Here is a 24,257-nt window from a genome sequence, read left to right as displayed (position 1 = left end):
TCGGCCTCAGCCCCGCAGGGCCACCGTGAAGTACTCCAGCTCGGCGGCCAGCTCGGCCGGCACCTTGGCGTGCAGCAGCGTGCCCTCGCCGGTGTGCTCGGTGGAGAGCAGCTCGCCCTCCGCGTGCACCCGGGAGACCAGCGCGCCCTGGGTGTAGGGCACCAGGACCCGCACCTCGACGGCCGGTCGCGGCAGCTCGTCGTCGATGAGCTTGAGCAGCTCCTCGATGCCCGCGCCACTGCGGGCCGACACCACGATGGCGTGCGGCTCGCGGCGCAGCAGGCGCTGCAGCACGTGCGGGTCGGCGGCGTCCGCCTTGTTGATCACCACGATCTCCGGCACGGCCTGCGCGTCGACCGAGACGATGACCTCGCGGACGGCGGCCAGCTGGGTCTCCGGCTCGGGGTGCGAGCCGTCCACCACGTGCAGGATGAGGTCCGCGTCGGCGACCTCCTCCATGGTCGAGCGGAAGGCCTCGACCAGGTGGTGCGGCAGGTGCCGGACGAAGCCGACGGTGTCGGCCAGGGTGTAGACCCGCCCGCTCGGGGTCTGGGCCCGGCGCACGGTCGGGTCCAGGGTGGCGAACAGCGAGTTCTCCACCAGGACGCCCGCGCCGGTGAGCCGGTTGAGCAGGGAGGACTTGCCGGCGTTGGTGTACCCGGCGATGGCCACCGACGGCACCTGGTGGCGCCGGCGCTCCTGGCGCTTGGTGTCGCGGCCCTTCTTCATGTCGGCGATCTCCTTGCGGAGCTTCGCCATCTTCTCGCGGATCCGGCGCCGGTCGGTCTCGATCTTGGTCTCACCGGGACCGCGGGTGGCCATGCCGCCGCCGGACGAGCCGGAGCCGCCACCACCCATCTGCCGGGACAGCGACTGACCCCAGCCTCGCAGCCGCGGCAGCATGTACTGCATCTGCGCGAGCGCGACCTGCGCCTTGCCCTCCCGGGACTTGGCGTGCTGGGCGAAGATGTCCAGGATCAGGGCCGTCCGGTCGACGACCTTGACCTTGACCACGTCCTCCAGGTGGATCAGCTGGCCGGGGGTGAGCTCACCGTCGCAGACCACGGTGTCGGCGCCGGTGGAGGAGACGATGTCGCGCAGCTCCTGCGCCTTGCCGGAGCCGATGTAGGTGGCCGCGTCGGGCTTGTCGCGGCGCTGGATGACGCCGTCCAGCACCTCGGAACCGGCGGTCTCGGCGAGCGCGGCGAGCTCCGCCATGGAGTTCTCCGCCTCCTCCAGCGTGCCGTCGGTCCAGACGCCGACGAGCACCACGCGCTCCAGGCGGAGCTGGCGGTACTCGACCTCGGTGACGTCTTCGAGTTCGGTGGAGAGGCCGGCGACCCGGCGCAGGGCGGCGCGCTCGCTGCGGTCGTACTGGTCGCCGTCGTAGTGGTGGTCGAGGTCCTCGTCGATGGCCGCGAGGTCCTCGTCCATGAGGGCTTCCGCCCGCAGACCGTCAAGGCGGCGCGGAGCGTCGGCGTGGTCGCGGGTGTCGAACGTGGAGGTCATTCTGTCCTTTGGCTGCTGGTACGGGTGGCCTTCGGGGACCGCCGCGCGGTCCCTTAAGGAGTGTGCCCAGCTGCCGCCCCGGCTACCGTCCGGGCGGGGTGAGCTACCCCTCGGGTCCTCGGCTGCCACCGGGGCTCCTGTGCCCTGTGAACGCCGCGGACCGGCCGTGAATTCCCCATGATGGTCGCACGCCCGGCGCGGGCCGGTCATCCCATTTCCGGTGCGGCGGCGCCGGAAGCGACCGATCCCGCCTGGTGGCACGGAACGCCTAACCGACCTCCGGGGCGTGCGGGCGGCTGACGTCGTACACCCCGGAGACCCGCAGCATCGCCCGCATCAGCCCGGGCAGCGCGCCCGGCTCGGGCAGTTCGACGGTGTAGGTGTGCCGGACCCGCGACTCCTGGGGCGGCTCGACCTCGGCCGAGACGATGCCGACGCCCGCGGCGGAGATCGCCGCGGTGAGGTCGGCCAGCAGCCGGGGCCGGTTCAGCGCCTCGGCCCGCAGGGTGGCCCGGTGACCGGCCGCCGGGGCGCCCTGCGGCTGCCAGTGGACCTCCAGCGGGGCCCGCCCGTCCGCCCGCATCCGCTCTCCCGCCGGGCAGCCGGTGCGGTGGACGGCCACGGCGCCGCCGCGGATCGGGTAGCCGGCCACCTCGTCCGGCGGGACGGGCGTGCAGCAGCGCGCCAGCCGTACGGCCGCCCCGGGCCGGCCGGTCACCGCGACCGGGGCGGCCCGTTTCTCGGCGGTGCGTCGGCCGGGCGGGGCGGGCTGGGCTCCGGCCGGGCCGGTACGGACCGCCGGCAGCCGGGCGGGCGGGTCGGCCAGCCAGCGCTCGATGGCCAGCCGGGCGGCGGGGGTGTGGGCGTGCGCCAGCCATTCCGGGGAGGGGCCGGAGGGCTGCCCGCCGCCGGCCGGGAGGGTCTCGGTGAGCACCGCGATCAGGTCGCCGTCCTCGAGCACGGTGGAGAGCGCGCTGAGCCGCCCGTTGACCCGGACGCCGATACATCGGTGGCCGGTGTCCTCGCCGAGCAGGTAGGCCGCGTCCACACAGGTGGCTCCGGCCCTCAGCTGAAGCGTTTCGCCGCTCTCCGTCACGACGGTGATCTCGCGGTCGCCGGCCAGGTCAGCGGTGAGCGCGGACCAGAAGGCGTCCGGGTCGGGCGTGTCCTGCTGCCACTCCAGCAGTCGGCTGAGCCAGCCCGGCCGGGCCGGGTCGGTGCGGTCCAGCTCGTCGGTGTCCTGGGCGGCGGCGGCCGGGGACGGGTCGCCGAGCGCGACCACCCCGGTCTCGGCGACCTCGTGCATCCGGCGGGTGCGGACCAGCACCTCGACCACCGCGCCGCCGCTCAGTGCCACGGCGGTGTGCAGCGACTGGTAGAGGTTGAACTTGGGCGCGGCGACGAAGTCCTTGAACTCCCCGGGCAGTGGCGTCCAGCAGGTGTGCAGTTCGCCGAGCACGGCGTAGCAGTCCGCGTTCTCCTCGACGACCACCAGCAGTCGCCCGAAGTCGGCCGGCCGCGGCGCCTGCGGCAGGCCGTCCGGCCCGGGCGCGCCGGACCGCTTGAGCAGCACCCGGTGCAGCGAGACGCAGTGCCGGGGCCGCACGGTCACCTCGGCGGCCACCCCGGCCTCGGCCAGGTGCCGGGCCAGCTGCCGGGCGAAGGGTTCCAGCACGGTGTCCGGCTCGGCCTCGTGGCCGGCCGTCAGGGCGCGGGTGCGGGCGTGCTCCTCGGGGTGCAGGGTGGCGAAGACGATGTCCTCGAGCTCCGCCTTGAGCACCTGGATGCCGAGCCGCTCGGCCAGCGGGATCAGCACGTCCCGGGTGACCTTGGCGATCCGCACCTGACTGGCCGGCTTCATGTGCCGGATGGTGCGCATGTTGTGCAGCCGGTCGGCCAGCTTGATCACCATCACCCGGACGTCGTCCCCGGTGGCGACCAGCATCTTGCGGAAGGTCTCGGCCTCGGCGGCGGCGCCGAAGTCGACCTTCTCCAGTTTCGTCACCCCGTCGACCAGGTAGGCGACTTCGGGTCCGAATCCGGCACCCACCTGGTCCAGCGTCAACTCGGTGTCCTCGACCGTGTCGTGGAGCAGCGAGGCGACCAAGGTGGTCGTCCCGGCGCCGAGTTGGGCCAGGATCATGGTGACGGCCAGCGGGTGGGTGATGTACGGCTCACCGCTCTTGCGCTTCTGGCCGCGATGGCTGGCCTCGGCGAGCCGGTACGCCCGGGCGAGCAGGCCGAGGTCGGCCTGCGGGTGGTGCTGCCGGTGGACCCGGACGAGCGGTTCCAGGGCGTCCGGCACGGGCGGCCGGCCGGTGGCCAGTAACGCGGCCCGGCCGGCTCGGCCGAGGGCGGCCCGGCCGAGCTCTCCGAGGGGCCTCCTGGCCCCGGCCTGCCGTACGGTCGTCGGCTGCCCCGTCAGGGACTGCCCGGCTTCGATGGTCATCGGCACCTCCGGCAACGTCGCCGGGCGCGGCCCCGCTGGGGACGGTGATCTTGCTGCCCCTCCCAGGGGTGATCGACCCGGTGGTCCATGCTACCGAGCAGAGCACGTTCCGCGACGCCGTGATTCCCGTCCGCGACCGGTATCACCCGATCGGGGGGATTCGTCACCGCACGAATTGGGCAAACCGGGCCGTCAGCTCCGGCGGGCGGACTCCCACCAGCGCTCGTCCAGCCGCCCCTCGGCCACGATCACCGCCGGCCCGGTCATCTCCACCCGGCCGTCCGGGTGCTCGGTGATGACCAGCCGGCCGCCCAGCACGTCCACGGTGTACGCGACCGCCTCGCCGGTGACCGCCGGGTCGGCGCCGTCCCGGCGGATGGCGGCCACCGCGACGGCGCAGGCGCCGGTGCCGCAGGAGCGGGTCTCGCCAGAGCCGCGCTCGTGCACCCGCATCGCGACGTGCCGCGGCCCGCGGTCCACCACGAACTCGACGTTGACACCCTCGGGGTAGGCACCCTCGGGGCTGGTGAGCGGCGCGGCGAACAGCTCGCCGGCATGGTCCAGGCTCTCCACGAAGGCCACCGCGTGCGGGTTGCCCATGTTGACGTTCAGCGCCGGCCAGCGCCGCTCGCCGACCGTGACCTCGATGCCGTCCGGCCCGGGCAGCCGGGCGCGGCCCATGTCGATGGTGACGTCGCCGGGCGTGCCGTCCTCGGCGTCCTCGGCGACCGTCGCGGTGAGCACCCCGGAGCGGGTGGCGACGGCCAGCTCGCCGGGCTTGGCCAGACCCGCCTCGACCAGGAAGCGGGCGAAGACCCGCAGGCCGTTGCCGCACATCTCGGCGATGCTGCCGTCGGAGTTGCGGTAGTCCATGAACCACTCGGCCCGGTCGGCCATCCCCGCCGATGCCGGGTCGGCGGCCGAGCGCACCACGCGCAGCAGCCCGTCCCCGCCGATGCCGGCCCGCCGGTCGCACAGCGCGGCGACGGCCTCGGGGCCGATCTCCAGCGCGCCGTCCGGGTCCGGGACGATGACGAAGTCGTTCTGGGTGCCGTGCCCCTTGAAGAAGGGGATGCCGCCCTGCTGAGGAGAGGATGCGCTCACCCCTCCGATGGTACTGATACTCGCCGGCTCGCCTCCGGGGCGGGGAGAGCGGGGGCAGAGGCCGTGAGCCCGGCCTCAGCGCAGGTAGGCGACCCGCCAGACCGCGAGCGCGCAGGCGGCCAGCGCGATCACGGTGTACAGCACGATCGCCTTCCAGCCGGCCCGCTGCCCGGAGCCCCGGCGCGGCAGTCCCGGCCACTTGTAGCCCGCGTGCCGGGCGGCCATCGCGCCCCAGCCGACCGAGGCGGCGGTGAGCAGCAGCCCGAGCATCCCGACCATGGTGGCGCGCGCCCCGGCCGAGCCGAAGGCGAGCGGGAAGGCGAACATCAGCGAGCCGAGGGTGCCCAGCAGGGCGATCGGCAGCGTCTGCCACCAGCGCAGCCGGCGCCGCGGGCGGATCTCCCGCTCGTGCACCGCGCCGCCGGGCGGGGTGCGGGTGTCCAGGGCGGGCAGCGCGACCGCGTACGAGGTCGGCGTCTCCAGTCCGGTCAGCACGGGGAGGTCACCCATCGTCGACTCGTCGAACTCCTCGGCCGGCGCGGTGACGCTTCCGCTCTGGCCGGGTTCGGGGCCGGTACCCGTCGACACACGGCCTCCCCTGACAGTTCGACACGAGCGGACTCGCGGTCGGGCACGGTCGGCCCGTTCGGCCGACTCCTATGGCTTCGATGATGGCATGTCCAGGGAGGCGTTCCGGGGCCTGACCGGGGTCGACGGGTGATCCGTGGCCATCACGTGATCGGGCCGTGACCGCCGGTTCGTCCTGCACGGTCGCCTGCGTGCGCAGGTGCACCGCCGAATTGGCCGGAACCCGTCCTACGCGGCCGGAACTCCCTGACGTTCGATCAGTTCGAGGGAGTGTTCCAGCAGCTCGACGGGGTCGGTGCCGGCCGGTCGGGAGAGCCAGTTGATCCGGTCGTCCCGGCGGAACCAGGACTCCTGGCGGCGGGCGAATCGTTTGGTCGCCCGGACGGTCTCGGCCCGCGCCTCGTCCTCGGTGCACTCGCCGGCGAAGTGGTCGAGCACCTGCTGGTAGCCGAGCGCCCGGGAGGCGGTCTTCCCCTCCCGCAGCCCGACCTTCTCCAGCGCCCGCACCTCGTCCGGCAGTCCGGCCGCCCACATCCGGTCGACCCGCAGCGCGATCCGCTCGTCCAGCTCGGGGCGCGGCACGGCGACGCCGATCTGCACCGCCTCGTACACGGCGGTGTTGCTCGGCAGGTTGGCGGTGAACAGCTGCCCGGTGATCTCGATGACCTCCAGCGCGCGGACGATCCGCCGCCCGTTGCCGGTGAGGATCGCCTCGGCGGCGGCCGGGTCCAGCTCGGCCAGCCGGCGGTGCAGCGCGTCCGGGCCGGCCGCCTCCAGCTCGGCCTCCAGCCGGGCCCGGACCGCCGGGTCGGTGCCGGGGAACTCCATCTCGTCGATCGCGGCCCGGACGTACAGCCCGGAGCCGCCGACCAGGACGGGGGTGCGCCCGGCGGCGAGCAGCCGGTCGATCTCGGCGCGGGCCAGCCGCTGGTACTCGGCCACGCTGGCGGCCTCGGTGACGTCCCAGACGTCCATCAGGTGGTGCGGTACTCCCCCGCGCTCGGCCATGGTGAGCTTGGCGGTGCCGATGTCCATGCCCCGGTACAGCTGCATCGAGTCGGTGTTGATCACCTCGCCGTCGAGGCTGCGGGCGATGGCGACGGCCAGGTCGGACTTGCCGGCGGCGGTCGCGCCGACGATCGAGATGACGCGCGGGGTACGGAGGCTGCTCACCGTTCCAGTTTCGCACTGCTCCGTTTTCGCGAGACCGCCTCACCCGCGCACCGGGCTGCCGCTCGCCCGCCGCTGCGCGACGATATGACTGTCTCCGAGTCCGTTTCCGACCGTTTCCCCAGTTGGCGCCCGGTTTGCGAACGCTTCCCCGGGTACGGACGTTGTGCAGGGGACGGGGATGGACGGACGACAGGGAAGGGTGAGACCGCCATGGGTCTGATGGACAACCTCAAGGGCAAGGCCGAGGAGCTCAAGGAGAAGGCCAGCGAACTGGCCGGCAAGCACAGCGACCAGATCGATCACATCGTGGACAAGGCCGGCGGCGCGATCGACAAGGCAACCAAGGGCAAGTACAGCGACAAGATCGAGCACGGCGCCGACAAGGCCAAGGACGCGGTCGGCGACTTCGCCCACAAGCCGAAGCCGGGCGACGAGGGCCGGCCCCCGCCGTCGCCGCAGTCCCCGCAGTCCCCGCCGTCGCCGCAGTCCCCGCAGTCCCCGCCGTCCCCGCAGTCCCCGCCGTCGCCGCCGTCGCCGCAGCCCCCGCAGTCCTGACCCGCCGGGTCCTGTCCTAGGACCAGGACGCCACGAAGTACCCAACCCCGTACGGCGCGTCCTGGTAGTCCAGTCGCCCGGTGAGGCCGGCGCCCTCAGCGGCGCCGGCCAGCACCTGCCAGGGCGCCCGGCCCTCGGCCTTGAGTTCCACGGCCAGGCCGGTGTCCAGCGCGGCCAGGGCTGGCAGGTCGGCCGAGCCCAGGGCGGCGGCCAGCGCCGCGTCGAAGCTCTCCGCCCGCTCGTCCAGGTAGCCGGGCGCCTTCACCGAGCGGCAGGCGCTGCCGTCGCCGAGCACCAGCAGGGCGACCCGGTCGGCGAGCCCGGCCAGGCCCTGGCCGAGGCCGAGCATCCGGTCGGCCGGGGCGTCGGCGGGCACCGCGCACGCATGCGTCGGCAGGGTCACCCCGGCGCGCTCCAGTAGCCAGGCCCCGACGGTCAGCGAGGGCGCCAGCTCCGGCCCCTCGACCCGGTCGCCGGGCAGCTTGGCGATCAGCGGCACCCCGTAGCGGTGGAAGGAGCCGGCCCCGCCCTCGGTCCACACCTCGGCCTTCGGCCCGGTGCCGACCACCACGACCAGCTGCGGACCGGCCGCGACCAGCGCCGCCAGCGCCTCGTCGCAGGCGGCGCGCAGCGCGTCCAGCTCGGCGGCCGCCCCGGCGGCGACCTCCGGGACGAGCAGCGGCGGACAGGGGCACACGGCGGCGGCAACCAGCATGTGGATCACTTTAGAGCCTGTCGCCCGGAAGCCGGACGGCCCGGCGGGAGCCGAAGCTCCCGCCGGGCCGTCCGGAATGCGCGCGGGTCAGTCGCCGCAGCAGGCCCCGCCCGCCGGCGCGGCCAGGGGCAGCGCGGCCGGGGCGCCGATGGACGGCAGGCCGAGCATCACGCCGACCGGCGCGGCGGGCTTGGCCTGGCGCTTCTCCCAGGCGTCGCCGGCCCGGGTGCGGCGCACCGCGAGCGCCGGGCCCTCGGCGAGCAGGTGGTGCGGGGCGGCGTAGGTGATCTCGACGGTCACCATGTCACCCGGGCGCACCGGCTCCTCGGGCTTGGAGAAGTGCACGAGCCGGTTGTCGGGGGCGCGGCCGGAGAGCCGCCGGGTCCGGTCGTCCTTCTTGCCCTCGCCCTCGGCGACCAGGATCTCCAGGACGCGGCCGACCTGCTTCTTGTTCTCCTCCCAGGAGATCTCCTCCTGGAGGGCGATCAGCCGGTCGTAGCGGGCCTGCACGACCTCCTTCGGCACCTGGTCCGCCATCTCGGCGGCCGGGGTCCCGGGGCGCTTGGAGTACTGGAAGGTGAAGGCGTTGGTGAAGCGGGCCTCGCGGACGGTGTGCATCGTCTCCTCGAAGTCCTCCTCGGTCTCGCCGGGGAAGCCCACGATGATGTCGGTGGAGATCGCCGCGTCGGGCATCGCCGCGCGGACCTTCTCGATAATCCCGAGGAAGCGCTCCTGCCGGTAGGAGCGGCGCATCGCCTTGAGCACGCGGTCCGAGCCGGACTGCAGCGGCATGTGCAGCTGGTGCATCACGGTCGGGGTCTCGGCCATCGCGGCGATCACGTCGTCGGTGAAGTCGCGCGGGTGCGGCGAGGTGAAGCGGATCCGCTCCAGGCCCTCGATCTGGCCGGCGGCGCGCAGCAGCTTGGAGAAGGCCTCGCGGTCGCCCAGGTCGGAGCCGTAGGCGTTGACGTTCTGGCCGAGCAGGGTCACCTCGATGACGCCCTCGTCCACCAGCGCCTCGATCTCGGCGAGGACGTCGCCGGGGCGGCGGTCCTCCTCCTTGCCGCGCAGCGCGGGGACGATGCAGAAGGTGCAGGTGTTGTTGCAGCCGACCGAGATCGAGACCCAGGCGGCGTACGCGGAGTCGCGGCGGGTCGGCAGGGTGGAGGGGAAGGTCTCCAGCGACTCCAGGATCTCGACCTGGGCCTTCCGCTCGATCGCGGCCCGCTCCAGGAGCGCCGGGAGGTGCCCGATGTTGTGGGTGCCGAACACCACGTCGACCCAGGGGGCGCGCTGGACGATGGTGTCGCGGTCCTTCTGGGCCAGGCAGCCGCCGACGGCGATCTGCATGCCCTTGTGGCGGCTCTTGACCGGCGCCAGCTGGCCGAGGTTGCCGTACAGCTTGTTGTCGGCGTTCTCGCGCACCGCGCAGGTGTTGAACACCACCAGGTCCGGGTCGCCCTCGGCCCCGGCCTTGACGTAGCCCGCCTCCTCCAGCAGCCCGGACAGCCGCTCGGAGTCGTGGACGTTCATCTGACAGCCGTGCGTGACGACCTTGTAGCTCTTCAATCCGCTCTCACCGCTCACCAGACCAGGGTACGGGCAGCCGCGAAGCGCTTTTCCCGACGCTTCCCCGTTCCGTTCCACTCCCGTTCCGCCGGAGCGCCTGGCAGTATCCCTGCATGACCCCCACCACCCCGTCCCGTCTCGGCGCCGCCGTCCGCACCGCGGCCCGCAGCCCACTGTGGCGGACGGTGCTGGTGCTGGTGCTGCTCGTCGCCGGCTTCGGCGGCTGGTGGCTGTCGGCGGGCCGCTCGCCCGGGTACCCGCGCGGGGAGGTCCGCTTCGCCACCGGCGTGCAGCGCGGCGTCTACGACCGGTACGGGCAGCTGCTGCAGGAGCACGTCTCCCGGACGGTGCCGGGGGTGCGGCTGGCCCTGGACAACACCGAGGGCTCGATAGACAACCTCACCCGGGTGATCACCGGCCGGGACACCTTCGCGATCGCCACCGCCGACGCGGTCGCCGACTACCAGGGCCCCGGCAAGGACCGGCTGCGGGCGATCGCCCGGCTCTACGACGACTACCTGCAGCTGATCGTCCCGGCCTCCTCCCCGGTGCGCCGCACCGCCGACCTCAAGGGCCTGCGGGTCGGCGTCGGCCTGCCGCAGTCCGGGGTGAACCTGGTGACCAAGCGGCTGCTGGCCGCGGCCGGGCTGGACCCGGAGCGCGACATCGTGCCGGTACCGGCCGGGGTCGGCGAGGCCGCCGACGACCTGCGCGCGGGCCGGTTGGATGCCTTCTTCTGGTCCGGCGGCCTGCCCACCAGCGCGCTCACCGACCTCTCCGACCACGTCCCGATCCGGGTCGTGCCGCTGGGCGACCTGTCCGAGGCCCTGCACAAGGCCGAGGGCGGCGGCACCGACGCCTACCGGGCGGCCACCATGCCCAAGAACACCTACCCGAACGCCGAGCCCAAGGACGCGGTCGCCACGGTGGCCGTGCCCAACCTGCTGATCACCCGGGACGACGTGGACGCGGACCTGGTCGAGGGCATGACCCGCGCGGTGATCGACAGCCGCGACCGGATCGGCGCCCAGGTGCACGCCGCCCAACTGGTCGACCTGCGCACCGCCGTCTACACCGACCCGCTCCCGCTGCACACCGGCGCGGCGCGCTACTACCGCTCCGTGAAGCCCTGAGCCACCGCTCAGTGAAGCCCTGAGCCATCGCTCCGTGAAACCCTGCGCCCCAGCCCGGACGGCACCGGGCCGCCGTCGGGGCCCGGCTACTTCTCCGGATTCTCCGGCCGCGGCACCGCCAGCGTCACCGCGAGCCCGGTCGGCTTGACCGGTGCGAAGCCCAGCGAGCCGCCGCCGGCCGCCAGCAGGGTGCGGGCGATGGACAGGCCCAGCCCGGAGCCGTCCACGTTCTGGTGCCGCGGGCTGCGCCAGAACCGGTCCCCGGCCCGGGACAGCTCGTCCGCGGCGAGGCCGGGCCCGGCATCGGTGACGGTGACCGCGACCTCGTCCCGGCGGACCGCGACCCGCAGCCGCACCTCGCTGCCGGCCGGGCCGAACTTGAGCGCGTTGTCCACCACGGCGTCCAGGGCCGAACCGAAGCCGATCGGGTCCGCCATGCCGACCGCCAGCGCCGGGCCGTCCCAGCGCAGCCCGATCCCGCGCTGCTCGGCGACCGGCCGCCAGGCGTCCACCCGGGCCAGGGTGAGCTGGGCGAGGTCGGTGCGCTCCGGCTCCGGGCGGGCGTGCTCGGCGGTGGCCAGCCCCAGCAGGTCGTCCAGCACCCGGGCCAGCCGGGTGCCCTCCTCCCGTACGCCGCTGAGCTCCTCCTCGTGGCCCTCGGGCAGTTCCAGACCGAGCACCTCGACCCGCAGGAGCAGCGCCGAGAGCGGGTTGCGCAGCTGGTGCGAGGCGTCCGCGACGAAGGCCTTCTGCTGGTCCATCGCGAGCACCACGTGGTCGGCCATCTCGTTGAACGAGCGCGCCAGCCGCTGCAGTTCGGGCGGTCCTCCGCCGGGGGCGACCCGGGCGGCCATCCGGCCGGTGGCGATGTCGTGGGTGGCCCGGTCCAGGGTGCGCACCGGGCGCAGCACCCACTCGGTGAGCCGGACGGCCAGCAGCACGGCGACGATCATCGCGGCGGCCTCGCCCGCGACCAGCACCAGCCACTTGTGCAGCACCCGGGTGCGCAGTCCCCCGGTGGGGGACTCGCTCAGCACCACCGCGACCACGTCGCCGTCGCGCACCACCGGGGCGGCGACGGTGATCGTCCGGTCCGGCGTCCACGGCCAGACCTGCGGCGGGTTGTGGCTGCGCCGCCCGTCCAGCGCCTCCTGGAAGGCCTGGGCGCCCCAGCCGGCCGAGGGCACCCGCCAGGTCTCGGGGGCGGCGGCGATCGGCAGGCCGTCGCGCTGGAAGATGCCCAGGCGCACGCCGTACAGGTCGTAGTAGCGGCGGACCTCGGCGTCGATCGAGTGCTGCCGGCTGAGGTCCCCGGGGGCGGGTTCCGGGTCGCCCTTGCGCGCGGAGTCGGCGGCGCCGGAGGTGGGCAGGTCCTGGGCGAAGCGGGCGGCGTCGTCGAGCCGGTCGACGACGACCGTGGTCTGCTCGGCCGCCGCGACCGCCGCCGCGAGCGGCAGCCCCAGGGCGGCCAGGACGCAGAGCATGAGGGCGATCAGGATGCCGAGCAGGCGGGTGCGCACGTGCGGTCAGTGCTCCGCGGGGGTGTTCGGGGCCGGGTCCGCCGCGGCGGGCGCCGGGGACTCGGGGATCAGGCGGTAGCCGACGCCGCGGACGGCCTCGACCAGCCCGGGCAGCGCGAGCTTGTTGCGCAGCGAGCCGATGTGCACCTCCAGGGTGCGCCCGTTGCCCTCCCAGCCGCTGCGCCAGACCTCGCTGAATATCTGCTCGCGCCGGTAGACCACGCCCGGGCTCTGCGCGAGCAGGGCGAGCAGGTCGAACTCCTTGCGGGTGAGCGGCACGTCGCGGCCGTCCACGCTGACCCGGCGGCGTTCCCGGTCGATCAGGATGCCGCGGGACTCCAGCGGGCCGCGCTGCTGCGGCACGGTGTCGGGCGCGGGCACCGACACCGAGGAGGGGGCTGCGCCGCGGCGAGCCACCGCGTGGATGCGGGCGAGCAGCTCGCCCATGTCGTACGGCTTGGTGACGTAGTCGTCGGCGCCGAGGTTGAGGCCGTGAATCCGGGAGCGGACGTCGGCGCGGGCGGTGACCATGATCACCGGCACGCCGCTGCCGGCCCTGATCCGGCTGCACACCTCGAAGCCGTCGCGGTCGGGCAGCCCGAGGTCGAGCAGCACCACCCGGTACGGCTCGTTGCCGTCCGGCACCAGGGCGTCCAGCGCCTCGTGCCCGCTGCGGGCGTGCCGGACCTGGAAGCCGTGCCGGCCCAGCACCGCGACCAGCGCGGCGGCCACGCGTTCGTCGTCCTCGACGAGCAGCAGTCGCATCCTGTTTCTCCTCCTTCCCCCACGTGATCACCGGTGATCGCCGGACCGATCGGTCAGGTCCCGGTCCTGCGCAGTATGGGCCAGCGGGCGGCCCGGCGCCAGGTTCGACCGCGCACCGGGCTCGTGGGGGACGGGCAGCGCCGGTGCGGATTCCCGCTGTGACATGCCCCGTCGGCGCCCTCGCGAACAGCTCGTACCCACCGTGTGTCCTTTTCGTGATCCTCAAGTTCCGCTCAGATCGGCTGACGGCGCGTGGTCACGCCTCCTATGGTCGGCCCACCGGGGGCTGCGGCTCCGCCGGTCGCGGCTCCCGGATTTGCACCACCATTGCCCCCCAAGGGAGTTGAGACTTCTCGGGTTGGCACTATTCGATACAGAGGGAGCAGGCGCGATGACCGAGAGCCCGGTCCAGGACTCCACCCCCGCAGCCGCCCCGCTGGTCGCGCTGAGCGGCGTCAACAAGCACTACGGCGCGCTGCACGTCCTGCAGGACATCGACCTCACGATCGCCCAGGGCGAGGTGGTCGTGCTGATCGGCCCGTCCGGTTCGGGCAAGTCCACGCTCTGCCGGACGATCAACCGGCTGGAGGCCATCGACTCCGGCACGATCACCATCGACGGCCGGCCGCTGCCCGCCGAGGGCAAGGAGCTGGCCCGGCTGCGCGCCGAGGTCGGCATGGTGTTCCAGAGCTTCAACCTGTTCGCGCACAAGACCGTGCTGGAGAACGTGGTCATCGGCCAGGTCAAGGTGCGCAAGGTGCCCCGCCCGCAGGCCGAGAAGACCGCCCGGGAGCTGCTGGAGCGCGTCGGCGTCGGCGCGCAGGCCGACAAGTTCCCGGCCCAGCTCTCCGGCGGCCAGCAGCAGCGCGTGGCGATCGCCCGGGCGCTGGCCATGAAGCCCAAGGTGATGCTCTTCGACGAGCCCACGTCGGCGCTCGACCCGGAGATGGTCAACGAGGTGCTGGAGGTCATGCGCCAGCTGGCCGCGGACGGCATGACGATGGTCGTGGTCACCCACGAGATGGGCTTCGCCCGCTCCGCCGCCAACCGCGTGCTGTTCATGGCCGACGGCAAGATCGTCGAGCAGAACACCCCGGACGCCTTCTTCACCGCGCCGCGCTCCGACCGCGCCAAGGACTTCCTCTCGAAGATCCTGCACCACTGACGCTTCACCGACGCTTCGAGCCCACGCGGGGCAGCCTCCGGCAACGGAGCCGATCGGCCCTGCCCGTGCACGACTTCCAGACGCCAGAGCCCGGTTGACACCGCGGCCCAGCCCCAGGAGACCAACCTCATGAGGACTTCCCGCACCCTCGCCGTCGCGCTCTGTGCCGTCGCGCTCACCGCCACCGCCGCCTGCGGCAAGGACGGCACCCCCGGCGCCGCCGCCACCGCGAGCGACGCCCCGAAGCTGCCGACCTACACGGTCAAGACCGACGCCAAGATCGACTCCCCGATCATCGCCGAGGCCAGGAAGCGCGGCCAGCTGATCATCGGCGCCAAGGCCGACCAGCCGAACCTCGGCTGGGAGGACGTCTCCAGCGGCGACCGCAGCGGCTTCGACATCGAGGTCGCCAAGATGATCGCCGCCGACCTCGGCTTCACCCCGCAGCAGATCAAGTGGCAGACCCTGGTCTCCTCGCAGCGCGAGCCGGCCATCGCCAAGGGCCAGATCGACTTCTACGTCGGCACGTACAGCATCAACGACGAGCGCAAGAAGACCGTCTCCTTCGCCGGCCCGTACTACATCGCCGGCCAGGACCTGCTGGTGAAGCAGGACAACACCTCGATCACCGGTCCGGAGAGCGTGGGCGGCAAGAACGTCTGCACCGCCACCGGCTCGACCTCGATCAAGAACATCCAGCAGTACAACCCGAAGATCACCCAGTTCGACACCTACTCGGCCTGCGTCGAGAAGCTCCTCTCCGGCGAGGTCGACGCCGTCACCACCGACGACGCCATCCTCAAGGGCTACGCCTCCAAGTACACCGGCAAGCTCAAGGTCGTCGGCAAGCCCTTCACCAAGGAGAACTACGGCGTCGGCCTCAACAAGGACGACAAGACGCTGCGGGACGCGGTCAGCGACGCCCTGAAGGCCCACGAGGACAACGGCGACTGGAAGAAGGCCTACGACGCGACCCTGGGCGCCTCCGGCTCCCCGGCGCCCGACGTCCCGGCCCTCGAGCGCTACTGACCTGCCCACCGCACATCCCTGACCGTTATTGAGAGGAGGGCCGCCGGATGGGGTTCCTGTTCGACGACGACAACTTCGCGTTGTTCCGCGACGGCTTCCTGCAGACGATCGAGCTGAGCGCCCTCAGCGCCCTGCTCGCCCTGCTGCTGGGCACCCTGCTGGCGGCCTTCCGGGTCTCCCCGGTGCCGGTCCTGCGCGCCTTCGGCACCACCTGGGTGACGCTCTTCCGCAACACCCCGCTGACCCTGCTGTTCTTCGCCGTCACCTTCGGCCTGCCGCCGCTCGGCGTGCACTTCAGCCACCTGGCGTTCGCGGTGCTGGCGCTCGGCGGGTACACCGCCTCGTTCGTCTGCGAGGTGATCCGCTCCGGCATCAACACCGTGCCGCTCGGCCAGGCGGAGGCCGCCCGCAGCCTCGGCATGACCTTCGGCCAGACCCTCACCCTGGTCATCCTGCCGCAGGCCGCCCGCACCGTCCTGGGCCCGATGAGCAGCGTGTTCATCGCGCTGCCGAGGAACTCGGCGATCGCCGGCGCGTTCAGCGTCAGCGAGCTGTACAGCGTCCAGCAGACCTTCTCCGAGCGCGGCTACTCGATCTTCTCGATCTTCTTCTGGGTGGCCTGCGCCTACCTGCTGATCAGCGCGACGATCGCCACGCTCTTCCGCTTCCTGGAAACCCGACTGGCGGTGGCCCGATGAGCATCTTCCAGCGCCCGGTGACGGCGAGCGTCCTCTACGACACCCCCGGGCCCAAGGCCCGCGCCCGCTACCGGCTGTTCGGCGTCCTCTCCCTGATCGGCGTCGCCGCCCTCCTCTGGTACGTCGTCACCACGCTCGCCGACAACGGCCAGTTCGACGCGGACCTGTGGGACGCGTTCCAGTACAACACCGTCCAGCAGCGCATCCTGGACGGCCTGCTCTCCACCCTGAAGGCCTTCGGCCTGGCGGCGGCGTTCTCGCTCATCCTCGGTGCCCTGCTGGCGGCCGGTCAGCTCTCCGACCGCAAGCCGGTCCGCTGGCTCTGTGCCGGCATCGTCCAGTTCTTCCGGGCGATGCCGCTGCTGATCCTGATCGTCGCGCTCTACTACGCCTTCTTCGCCCAGCAGCCGATGTGGGCCCTGGTGCTCGGTCTCACCCTCTACAACGGGGCGGTCCAGGCCGAGATCATCCGCAGTGGCGTCAACGCCGTCCCGCGCGGCCAGGCCGAGGCGGCGTACGGGCTCGGCATGCGCAAGACCCAGGTGATGATGTCCATCCTGGTGCCGCAGGCCGTCCGCTCGATGCTGCCCTCGATGATCGGCCAGCTGGTCGTCACCCTCAAGGACACCTCGCTCGGCTTCATCATCACCTACAACGAGCTGCTGTTCGTCGGTAAGGCGATCGCCAGCCAGCCGCTGAACGCCGCCGGGTTCCCCTACATCCCCGTGGTGCTCGTGATCGGCCCGATCTACATCGCCCTGTGCCTGCTGCTGACCGCGCTCGCGCGCTGGATCGAAGCACGCGGCCGTCGCGGCGCGAACCGGCGCACTTCAGCTGCTGCTTGACGGACACGCAGGTGAACTGTTGCATTGCTCTTCGTGACACCTCCCGGGAGCATCCACGCGGCATATGCGGCAGCGGTAACTGACGCCGGCCGATCGGCCGGTTCGTGCCCGGAGGTCCGCTCATGGACCCGGTGATCGTGGTCGGGGCCGGACCGGTCGGTCTGGCCCTGGCCCTCGCCCTGGCCCGGCACGAGGTGCCGACCATCGTCCTGGACGAGGGTTCCGGGCTCTGCCCCGAAGGCCCGCGCAGCCTTGTCATCGGCGCCGACACCGCCGCCTTCCTGACCCGGATCGGCTACCCGCGGGCGGTCTCCGACTCCGCCCTGTGGGACTCCTTCGGCATCTGGCGGCGCCGCCAGGAGGTGCTGCGGATCGACCTCACCGACTCGCCCACCTTCCACCTCCCCCAGCACCGCCTCCAGCGCGGCCTGCGCGACGCCCTGACCGGCACCCCGCTGATCAAGCTGGTCCCGCTCCACCGGGTCGTCGAACTCGAACAGGACCGGGACGGCGTCAGCATCCGCACCGTGGGCACCCAGACCGGTGCCACCACCTGGTGGCGCGGCAGCCACCTGGTCGGCTGCGACGGCGCGAGATCCGCCGTCCGCAGGTTCTTGAAGATCCGCTTCCCCGGCCGCCCGGCAGTCGACCGCAACGCCATCGCCACCGTCCGGGTCGACCTGCCCTTCGACGGCGCCCGGCTGCACCGCGAGCCTCCGTGGCGCGGCGACCGCGAGGCCTCCGCCCGTCCACTGCCAGACGGCGTCTGGCGGCTCGACTGGCGGCTGCCCCCCGGCCGCCCCGCCCCCACCGAGACGGTCGACCCGCACGCCACCTGGCCGGGCATCGTCACCGGCGACACCCTCCTCACCCGGGTCACCGCCACCCTCACCGGCTGGTGCGGCGAACTGCCCCGCTTCGAGCTGCTCGCCGCCGCCGACCACACCGCCCAGCAGCGCCTCGCCGCCCGGTTCCGGGTCGGCCGCTGCTTCCTCGCCGGCGACGCCGCCCACCTGCACGGCGCGCTCGGCATGCAGAACCTCGCGGACGGGCTGCGCGACGCCGACAACCTCGCATGGCGGCTCGCCCTCGCCTGGCACCTCCACTCCGGCGGCCCGCAGCCCGGCGGCTCCCTGCTGGACGGCTACGAGGCCGAACGGCGCGGCGCGGTCGGCGCCCGGCTGCGCGCCGTCGACCAGTCCATGCCGCTGCTGCGCCCGCTGCGCGGCTGGCAGCAGACCCGGCGCTCGCTGCTGGTCGGCGGCTTCCGCAAGCACGCCCCGCTGCTCGCCGACGGCCAGCTCGGCACCGGCCGCTTCGGCGGCGCGCCCGCCTACCCGGCGGCGCCCTCCGGCGTCCCCGCCCGGGTCCCGGTGCAGCGCGGCTCGCGCGGCTCCACCTCGCTCAGCGAACTGCTGCCCGCCACCGCCCCGGGCGTGCTCGTCCCGGACCTGCCGGTGCTCACCGCCGACGGCACCCCCGACCACCTGCACGCCCGCCTCGGCGCCACCTTCCTGCTGCTGCTGGTCGCGCCCGGCACCGCGGTCTGGTCGTCCCAGCACTGGCTCGGCGCCGGGCTGATGCCCCGGCTCGCCGAGGTCGCCGCCGCCCTGCCGGTCCCCGCCGAGGTCCTGGTCGCCGAGGACTACCCGGGCGCCGGCCCGCACACCGTCCTGCTGATCCGCCCCGACGGCCACCTGGTCGGCGTCACCCAGGGCGCCGTCGCCGAGGACCTCCTCGCCCTCGCCGACCACGCCCGCGGCGGCCCGGACGCGCTCACCTCGGCTCCGGACCCCGCGCCGGAACCCGAGCCCGAGCCCGAGCACGAGCCCGAGCCCGCCGGACGGCACGCACCGCACCAGGTCGACTCCCCGAGCTAGAGCGCCTCCGACTCGGCCCCGCGGGCGGGGACGGCCCGTCCGGGCTAGCTCGCCACCGCCGTCGCGCGGCTCTCGCGGACCACTGTCACCCGGATCTGCCCCGGGTAGGTCAGCTCGGCCGAGACCTGCCGGGCGACCTCGCGGGCGAGCTGCTCCGCGCCGAGGTCGTCCACGGCGTCCGGGCGGACCATCACCCGCACCTCGCGGCCGGCCTGCATCGCGTAGACCTCGGCGACCCCCGCGTGCGAGCGCGCGATCTCCTCCAGCCGCGCCAGCCGGCGGACGTACAGCTCCAGCGACTCCTTGCGCGCCCCGGGCCGGCCGCCCGAGCAGGCGTCCGCGGCCTGGGTCAGCACGGCCGTCACGGTGTCGGGCTCCACCTCGTTGTGATGGGCGGCGATCGCGTGCACCACCTCCGGCGACTCGCCGTACCGCCGGGCGAGTTCGGCGCCGACCGCCGCGTGGCTGCCCTCGGCCTCGTGCGTGAGCGCCTTGCCGATGTCGTGCAGCAGCGCGGCGCGCCGCACCGGCTCCGGGTCGACGCCGAGTTCGACGGCCATCATCCCGGCCAGGTGCGCGGACTCCAGCAGGTGCCCGAGCACGTTCTGCCCGTACGAGGCCCGGTAGCGCAACGAGCCCAGGGTGCGGACGAGTTCGGGGTGCATCACGCCGACCCGGGCGTCCAGCAGAGCGTCCTCGCCGGCCCGGACGCAGCACTGCTCGACCTCCGAGCGGCTGCGCTCGTGGAGCTGCTCGATCCGGGCCGGGTGGATCCGGCCATCCTCGACCAGCTGCTCCAGGGTGAGCCGGGCGGTCTCCCGGCGGACCGGGTCGAAGCAGGACAGCTGCACCGACTCCGGGGTGTCGTCGACGATCAGGTTCACCCCGGTGACCGCCTCGAAGGCGCGGATGTTGCGGCCCTCACGGCCGATGATCCGGCCCTTCATGTCCTCGTTCGGCAGCCGGAAGACGGTGACGGCGGTTTCCGCGGTCTGCTCCGTCGCCAGCCGCTGGATGGCCCCGGCGAGGATGGACCGGGCCCGGCGCTCGCCCTCCTCCTTGGCCTCGCGTTCGATCTCCCGGACGGTGACCGCGGCCTCCAGCCGGGCCGAGGCCTCGGCCTCGCGCAGGAGTTCGGCGCGGGCCTGTCCGGCGGAGAGCCCGGCGGCCCGTTCCAGGGCTGCCGCCCGGCGGGTCACCAGCGCCTCGGCCTCGCCCAGGGATCGCTCCAACTCGGCCGATCGCTCGGCCAGTTCGTCCTCCCGTCGGCGGAGTCTGCGCAGCTCCTCGGTCAGCTGCTCCTCACGGCGGGTGAGTTCGGCCCGCTGCCGGGCGGTCTGCTCCTCAGTCGACCGCCGGGCCCGCTCGGCCTCGGCCGACGCGCCGCGCCGGGCCGTCCGGAGCCGTCCGATGACCAGCCCGGCGAGCACCGCGAGCACCAGCAGGAGGGCGGCGGCCGAACCGGCGATCAGCAGGAGCGAGCCGCTCGGTCCGGCGCCCGCCGAGATCGTCATGCCGCCCACTCCCCGTCCCCTGCGCGGGCCGCCGTCCGCAGGCGCCCCGGGCACTGAAGGCGAGGCTAGGCGTGGGTCAAGAAATGGTCAAGACTTGACCTGGTCCGCACCAAGAAGCCTACGAAACTGCCACTACTCCCACGCGGTTTCCGACATTTCACTCGGCTCCTCGTCCAGCGCGGCACGCACCACCCGGAACGCCAGCCCCTCGGAGTAGCCGCGCCGGGCCAGCATCCCGACCAGCCGCCGGGTGCGGACCTGTCGGTCCAGCCCCCGGGTGGACCGCAGCTTGCGCTCGACCAGCACCCGGGCCGCCTCCGCCTCGTCGTCGTGGTCGAGCTGGGCGACGGCCTGCTCGACCAGGTCGGCGGCCACCCCCTTGGTGCGCAGCTCCTGGGCCAGCGCCCGCCGGGACAGGCCGCGGACGGCGTGCCGGGACTCCACCCAGGCCGCGGCGAAGGCCGCGTCGTCGATCAGCCCGACCTCCTCGAGCCGGGTGAGCACCTCGTCGGCGACCTCGTCCGGGATCTCCCGCTTGCGCAGGGCGTCGGCGAGCTGTTTGCGGGTCTTGGCGGCACCGGTCAGCAGCCGCAGGCAGATGTCCCGGGCGCGGCTCTCCGGGTCGGCCGACTCCTCGGCCTGCTTCTTCCGGGAGGTGCGGCCGGCGCCCTCGTCCTCGCCTGGCAGCCTCTCGCCTGGCAGTCCCTCGCCGGACTGCTCCTCGCCGGACTGCTCCTCGCCGGAACGCCCGCGCCGGGCCCGGCCCCGACGGGCGACGGAACGGGAGGTCGAGGCGGCCACACCCCCGTGACCGGCCGCCTCGGCCTCGCCCCGACCGTGCTCCACGGCCGCCGGTGCGGAGGCGGGCAGGCCCGCTCCCGGCTCCTCGGCCGCCAGGGCCGAGCGCCGGCGACGGCGGCCGGTGGGCAGCTCGGAGGCGGAGACCAGCCCGAGCGCCTCGACCGGGCCCTCCGCCGGACCCGGGCCGGGCGCCGCGCCGCGCACCGCCCGGACCGGGGCCCGGTCGAACTCCGGCTCCCGGCCGGATGTCCACTGCCCGGGGGACGGACGCTCCCGCCGCCGGCTGGAACGCGACGGCGCGGGCGCCGGCTCCTCCGCGACCGCGGCGAACCAGTCCGGCGGCCCGAAGTCGTCGTCCTCCTGGTCCGCCGGGCCGCCGCCCACCGTGTCGTACTGCGTCAACGGCTCAGGCCTTGGCCGCCGCGGTCTTCTTCGCCGCGGCCGTCTTGGCGACGGTCGCGGTGATCGGCTTCGCGGCGCCGTCGGCGGCGGTGACGGCGGCAGCAGCAGCGTCCGCCTCGCCCTCGGCCGGCTCCTCGGTCTTCGGGCCGATGCCGAGCTTGCCCTTGATCTTCCGCTCGATCTCGTCCGCGAGCTGCGGGTTGTCCCGCAGGAAGTTGCGGGCGTTCTCCTTGCCCTGGCCGAGCTGGTCGCCCTCGTAGGTGTACCAGGCGCCCGACTTGCGGATGAAGCCGTGCTCGACGCCCATGTCGATCAGGCCGCCCTCGCGGCTGATGCCGACGCCGTAGAGGATGTCGAACTCGGCCTGCTTGAACGGCGCGGCGACCTTGTTCTTGACCACCTTGACGCGGGTGCGGTTGCCGACCGCCTCGGTGCCGTCCTTCAGGGTCTCGATCCGGCGGATGTCCAGACGGACCGAGGCGTAGAACTTCAGCGCCCGGCCACCGGTCGTGGTCTCCGGCGAGCCGAACATCACACCGATCTTCTCGCGCAGCTGGTTGATGAAGACCGCGGTGGTGTTCGACTGGTTCAGCGCACCGGCGATCTTGCGCAGCGCCTGGCTCATCAGCCGGGCCTGCAGACCGACGTGCGAGTCACCCATCTCACCCTCGATCTCGGCGCGCGGGACGAGCGCCGCGACCGAGTCGATGATCACCAGGTCGATCGCGCCGGAGCGGATCAGCATGTCGGTGATCTCCAGGGCCTGCTCACCGGTGTCCGGCTGGCTGACCAGCAGGGCGTCGGTGTCCACGCCGAGCTTCTTGGCGTACTCCGGGTCGAGCGCGTGCTCCGCGTCGACGAAGGCGACCGTGCCGCCGGCCTTCTGGGCGTTGGCCGCCAGGTGCAGCGTCAGGGTGGTCTTACCGGAGGACTCGGGGCCGTAGATCTCGACCACCCGGCCGCGCGGGATGCCGCCGACCCCGAGGGCGACGTCCAGGGCGGTGGACCCGGTGGAGATCACCTCGATGGGCTCGTTGGCCTTCTCACCGAGCCGCATCACCGAGCCCTTGCCGAACTGCCGCTCGATCTGGGCGAGCGCGGTCTCAAGGGCCTTCTCGCGGTCCGTACCTGCCATGGCTTTTTCCCTCGGGTTCTGTGCTGTGCGCTTCATCGTCATCGACGCTAGCGCGTCCCACTGACAAACGAGACCGACCCGGCTCGCCCTGTGGAAAACTCTTCGCCGGAGAGTACAAAGAACATCTGTTCGATTCAAGCTTCGCACGTCCGCGCCGTGGCGCCCCGGCGTCACCCCCGGAGCGCCGCCCCGGCGTCACTTCCCGTCCCCGCCGACCATCCGCCGCAGCCGCCGCGCCGCCTCCCGGCGCAGCTCCCGCCGGGCCCGCCGCTGCTCGCCCCGGTCGATCCGGGGATCGGTGGCCACCTCGTACCGCCGCACGTACGTCCCGACGAAGCCCTGCAGGGTCGCCGCCGCCGGGATCGCGATCAGTGCGCCCACCGCGCCGAGCAGCGCCGCGCCCGCGATCACCGCGCCGAAGGCCACCGCCGGGTGCACGTCCACGGTCCGCGCGGTGATCCTCGGGTGCAGCAGGTAGTTCTCGACCTGCTGGTAGACCACCACGAAGACCAGCACCCAGAGGGCGTCCACCGGCTCCACGGTCAGCGCCACCAGCACCGGCAACGCCCCGGCCAGGTACGTCCCGATGGTCGGCACGAACTGCGACATGACGCCCACCCAGACCGCCAGCGCCGCCGAGTAGGGCAGGTCGAGCAGCGCGAACATCACCCAGTGCCCGGCGGCCGAGACCACCGCGAGCAGCGCCCGGGAGTAGAGGTAGCCGCCGGTCTTGGCGAGCGCGATCTCCCAGGCCCGTAGCACCTCGCCCTGCTTGGCGGGCGGCAGCAGCGAGCAGACCGTCCGGCGCACCCGTGGGCCCTCGGCGGTGAAGTAGAAGGTGAACAGCCCGACCGTGAAGGCCTGGAAGAGCCCGCCGATCACGGTGGAGGAGACGCCCCAGACGTTGTCGGCGGCCTGCTGGGCGTAGTTCTCGATGGTGCCGGAGTCCTTGAGCAGCTTCTTCTGCAACTCGCCCAGGGACAGGTCCTGATGGAAGGTCCGGTTGATCCAGTTGATCAGGTTGTCGACCAGGTGCGGCAGGTCCCCGGCGATCTTCGCCACCTGGTCGACCAGCAGCGTGCCGAGCGCCGCGAGGAAGCCGAGCACCGCGACCCCGACCGTGACGAACACCAGGAAGGTGCCGACCCCCCGGCGCACCCCGCGCGCCGCCATCCGGTCGACGGCCGGCTCCAGCGCGAGCGAGAGGAAGAAGGCCACCAGCAGCATCACGAAGAGGTCGATCAGCTGCCGGAAGGCCCAGTCGGCGAGCTGGAACAGCCCGACCAGCACGAGGAACAGCACCATCGCCCGGGGCAGCCAGCGCGGCATCCCGCCGCCCCACAGACCGCCGCCCCCACCCGCACGCTCACCGTCGGCCCGTACCTCGTCAGCCGGTCGTACCTCGTCGGCCGGCCGCACCGAACTGTCCGATTTCCTCTGCTCTGCGCTGCTTGTCACCCGGACAGTCTGTCCCATACCGGGCGGCGGGCCGCGCTCAGCGCAGCAGCGTCGAGACCCCCTGGGTCTCGCAGACCACGCGCCAGACGTCCTTGGCCTCCCAGCCCGCCTCCAGTGCCTGGCGCACCGACCGCCCGCCCAGCTCGGTCATCACGTGGTCGGTCGCGAACGACTCCGCGTACGCCTCCCCGAAGTGCGCGTACATCCGTCGCCAGAACTCCGTCAGCCTCATGGCTCAAGTATCCCTGCC

The 24,257-nt window shown here is 73.2% G+C and carries 21 protein-coding genes; 7 read left to right on the top strand and 14 right to left on the bottom strand.

Annotated features, from left to right (window positions below; all coding sequences use genetic code 11):
• Window positions 1-6 precede the first annotated feature (6 nt).
• From hflX to miaA, 5 genes are all read right to left on the bottom strand, one after another.
• A complete protein-coding gene (gene hflX, locus ACIBEC_RS33860; protein WP_360505198.1) occupies window positions 7-1,509 on the bottom strand; it encodes a GTPase HflX in 1,503 nt (500 codons plus the stop codon).
• Window positions 1,510-1,777: 268 nt separating this feature from the next.
• On the bottom strand, window positions 1,778-3,958 hold the full coding sequence (locus ACIBEC_RS33855; RefSeq protein WP_360505196.1) for an HD domain-containing protein: 2,181 nt from the start codon (window positions 3,956-3,958) through the stop codon (window positions 1,778-1,780).
• A gap of 192 nt (window positions 3,959-4,150) precedes the next feature.
• Entirely contained in the window at window positions 4,151-5,062 is a 912-nt protein-coding gene (dapF, locus tag ACIBEC_RS33850; RefSeq protein WP_396289643.1) for a diaminopimelate epimerase, read from the bottom strand.
• A 75-nt stretch (window positions 5,063-5,137) separates the two neighbouring features.
• Window positions 5,138-5,650 carry a hypothetical protein gene (locus ACIBEC_RS33845; RefSeq protein ID WP_360505194.1) on the bottom strand — a complete coding sequence of 171 codons (513 nt, stop codon included), beginning with the start codon at window positions 5,648-5,650 and terminating at the stop codon, window positions 5,138-5,140.
• Between the two features lie 228 nt (window positions 5,651-5,878).
• A complete protein-coding gene (gene miaA / locus ACIBEC_RS33840) occupies window positions 5,879-6,823 on the bottom strand; it encodes a tRNA (adenosine(37)-N6)-dimethylallyltransferase MiaA (RefSeq protein ID WP_360505192.1) in 945 nt (314 codons plus the stop codon).
• A gap of 210 nt (window positions 6,824-7,033) precedes the next feature.
• Between miaA and ACIBEC_RS33835 the strand changes: the two genes are divergently transcribed.
• A complete protein-coding gene (locus ACIBEC_RS33835; protein ID WP_360505190.1) occupies window positions 7,034-7,378 on the top strand; it encodes an antitoxin in 345 nt (114 codons plus the stop codon).
• A gap of 16 nt (window positions 7,379-7,394) precedes the next feature.
• Here ACIBEC_RS33835 and ACIBEC_RS33830 read toward each other — a convergent pair whose 3' ends face one another.
• On the bottom strand, window positions 7,395-8,093 hold the full coding sequence (locus tag ACIBEC_RS33830) for a class III extradiol dioxygenase subunit B-like domain-containing protein (RefSeq protein WP_360505188.1): 699 nt from the start codon (window positions 8,091-8,093) through the stop codon (window positions 7,395-7,397).
• Between the two features lie 87 nt (window positions 8,094-8,180).
• Window positions 8,181-9,680, bottom strand: a complete 1,500-nt coding sequence (gene miaB, locus ACIBEC_RS33825; RefSeq protein ID WP_360505186.1) for a tRNA (N6-isopentenyl adenosine(37)-C2)-methylthiotransferase MiaB — start codon at window positions 9,678-9,680, stop codon at window positions 8,181-8,183.
• A 95-nt stretch (window positions 9,681-9,775) separates the two neighbouring features.
• Here miaB and ACIBEC_RS33820 point away from each other — a divergent pair, with 95 nt between their 5' ends.
• Window positions 9,776-10,795 (top strand): TAXI family TRAP transporter solute-binding subunit, encoded by a 1,020-nt coding sequence (locus tag ACIBEC_RS33820; protein WP_360505184.1) that lies wholly within the window; start codon window positions 9,776-9,778, stop codon window positions 10,793-10,795.
• Window positions 10,796-10,881: 86 nt separating this feature from the next.
• Here ACIBEC_RS33820 and ACIBEC_RS33815 read toward each other — a convergent pair whose 3' ends face one another.
• Entirely contained in the window at window positions 10,882-12,315 is a 1,434-nt protein-coding gene (locus tag ACIBEC_RS33815; RefSeq protein WP_360505182.1) for a HAMP domain-containing sensor histidine kinase, read from the bottom strand.
• A gap of 6 nt (window positions 12,316-12,321) precedes the next feature.
• Window positions 12,322-13,080: a response regulator transcription factor gene (locus tag ACIBEC_RS33810; RefSeq protein ID WP_360505180.1), complete on the bottom strand. Its 759-nt coding sequence runs from the start codon at window positions 13,078-13,080 to the stop codon at window positions 12,322-12,324.
• Window positions 13,081-13,471: 391 nt separating this feature from the next.
• On the opposite strand from ACIBEC_RS33810, the gene ACIBEC_RS33805 reads away from it, so the two are divergent.
• The 5 genes from ACIBEC_RS33805 (at window position 13,472) to ACIBEC_RS33785 (ending at window position 18,697) form a co-directional block, all read left to right on the top strand.
• Window positions 13,472-14,245, top strand: coding sequence for an amino acid ABC transporter ATP-binding protein (locus tag ACIBEC_RS33805; protein WP_360505178.1), 774 nt, complete (start codon window positions 13,472-13,474; stop codon window positions 14,243-14,245).
• A gap of 129 nt (window positions 14,246-14,374) precedes the next feature.
• Window positions 14,375-15,274, top strand: coding sequence for a glutamate ABC transporter substrate-binding protein (locus ACIBEC_RS33800; protein ID WP_360505176.1), 900 nt, complete (start codon window positions 14,375-14,377; stop codon window positions 15,272-15,274).
• A gap of 47 nt (window positions 15,275-15,321) precedes the next feature.
• Window positions 15,322-15,972 carry an amino acid ABC transporter permease gene (locus ACIBEC_RS33795; protein WP_360505174.1) on the top strand — a complete coding sequence of 217 codons (651 nt, stop codon included), beginning with the start codon at window positions 15,322-15,324 and terminating at the stop codon, window positions 15,970-15,972.
• Window positions 15,969-16,817 carry an amino acid ABC transporter permease gene (locus tag ACIBEC_RS33790; protein ID WP_360505172.1) on the top strand — a complete coding sequence of 283 codons (849 nt, stop codon included), beginning with the start codon at window positions 15,969-15,971 and terminating at the stop codon, window positions 16,815-16,817. The genes ACIBEC_RS33795 and ACIBEC_RS33790 overlap by 4 nt, the downstream gene beginning before the upstream one ends.
• Window positions 16,818-16,939: 122 nt before the next feature.
• Window positions 16,940-18,697: an FAD-dependent monooxygenase gene (locus ACIBEC_RS33785; protein ID WP_360505170.1), complete on the top strand. Its 1,758-nt coding sequence runs from the start codon at window positions 16,940-16,942 to the stop codon at window positions 18,695-18,697.
• A 44-nt stretch (window positions 18,698-18,741) separates the two neighbouring features.
• Here ACIBEC_RS33785 and rny read toward each other — a convergent pair whose 3' ends face one another.
• The 5 genes from rny to ACIBEC_RS33760 all read right to left on the bottom strand — a co-directional run bounded on the left by rny (window position 18,742) and on the right by ACIBEC_RS33760 (window position 24,239).
• Window positions 18,742-20,211, bottom strand: a complete 1,470-nt coding sequence (gene rny, locus ACIBEC_RS33780) for a ribonuclease Y (RefSeq protein ID WP_360505168.1) — start codon at window positions 20,209-20,211, stop codon at window positions 18,742-18,744.
• Window positions 20,212-20,343: 132 nt separating this feature from the next.
• A complete protein-coding gene (gene recX, locus ACIBEC_RS33775; RefSeq protein ID WP_396289636.1) occupies window positions 20,344-21,414 on the bottom strand; it encodes a recombination regulator RecX in 1,071 nt (356 codons plus the stop codon).
• A 4-nt stretch (window positions 21,415-21,418) separates the two neighbouring features.
• The gene (gene recA, locus ACIBEC_RS33770; RefSeq protein ID WP_360505166.1) at window positions 21,419-22,549 is read right to left on the bottom strand and encodes a recombinase RecA; all 1,131 of its coding nucleotides are present in this window, start codon (window positions 22,547-22,549) and stop codon (window positions 21,419-21,421) included.
• Between the two features lie 195 nt (window positions 22,550-22,744).
• Window positions 22,745-24,007 carry an AI-2E family transporter gene (locus ACIBEC_RS33765; protein WP_396289634.1) on the bottom strand — a complete coding sequence of 421 codons (1,263 nt, stop codon included), beginning with the start codon at window positions 24,005-24,007 and terminating at the stop codon, window positions 22,745-22,747.
• 37 nt (window positions 24,008-24,044) lie between these two features.
• Window positions 24,045-24,239 (bottom strand): DUF3046 domain-containing protein, encoded by a 195-nt coding sequence (locus ACIBEC_RS33760; RefSeq protein WP_360505164.1) that lies wholly within the window; start codon window positions 24,237-24,239, stop codon window positions 24,045-24,047.
• Window positions 24,240-24,257: the final 18 nt, after the last annotated feature.

The organism is Kitasatospora sp. NPDC051164 (genome assembly GCF_044455625.1).
Classification (GTDB): Bacteria; Actinomycetota; Actinomycetes; order Streptomycetales; family Streptomycetaceae; genus Kitasatospora.
This window is presented reverse-complemented; position numbering and strand designations above follow the sequence as displayed.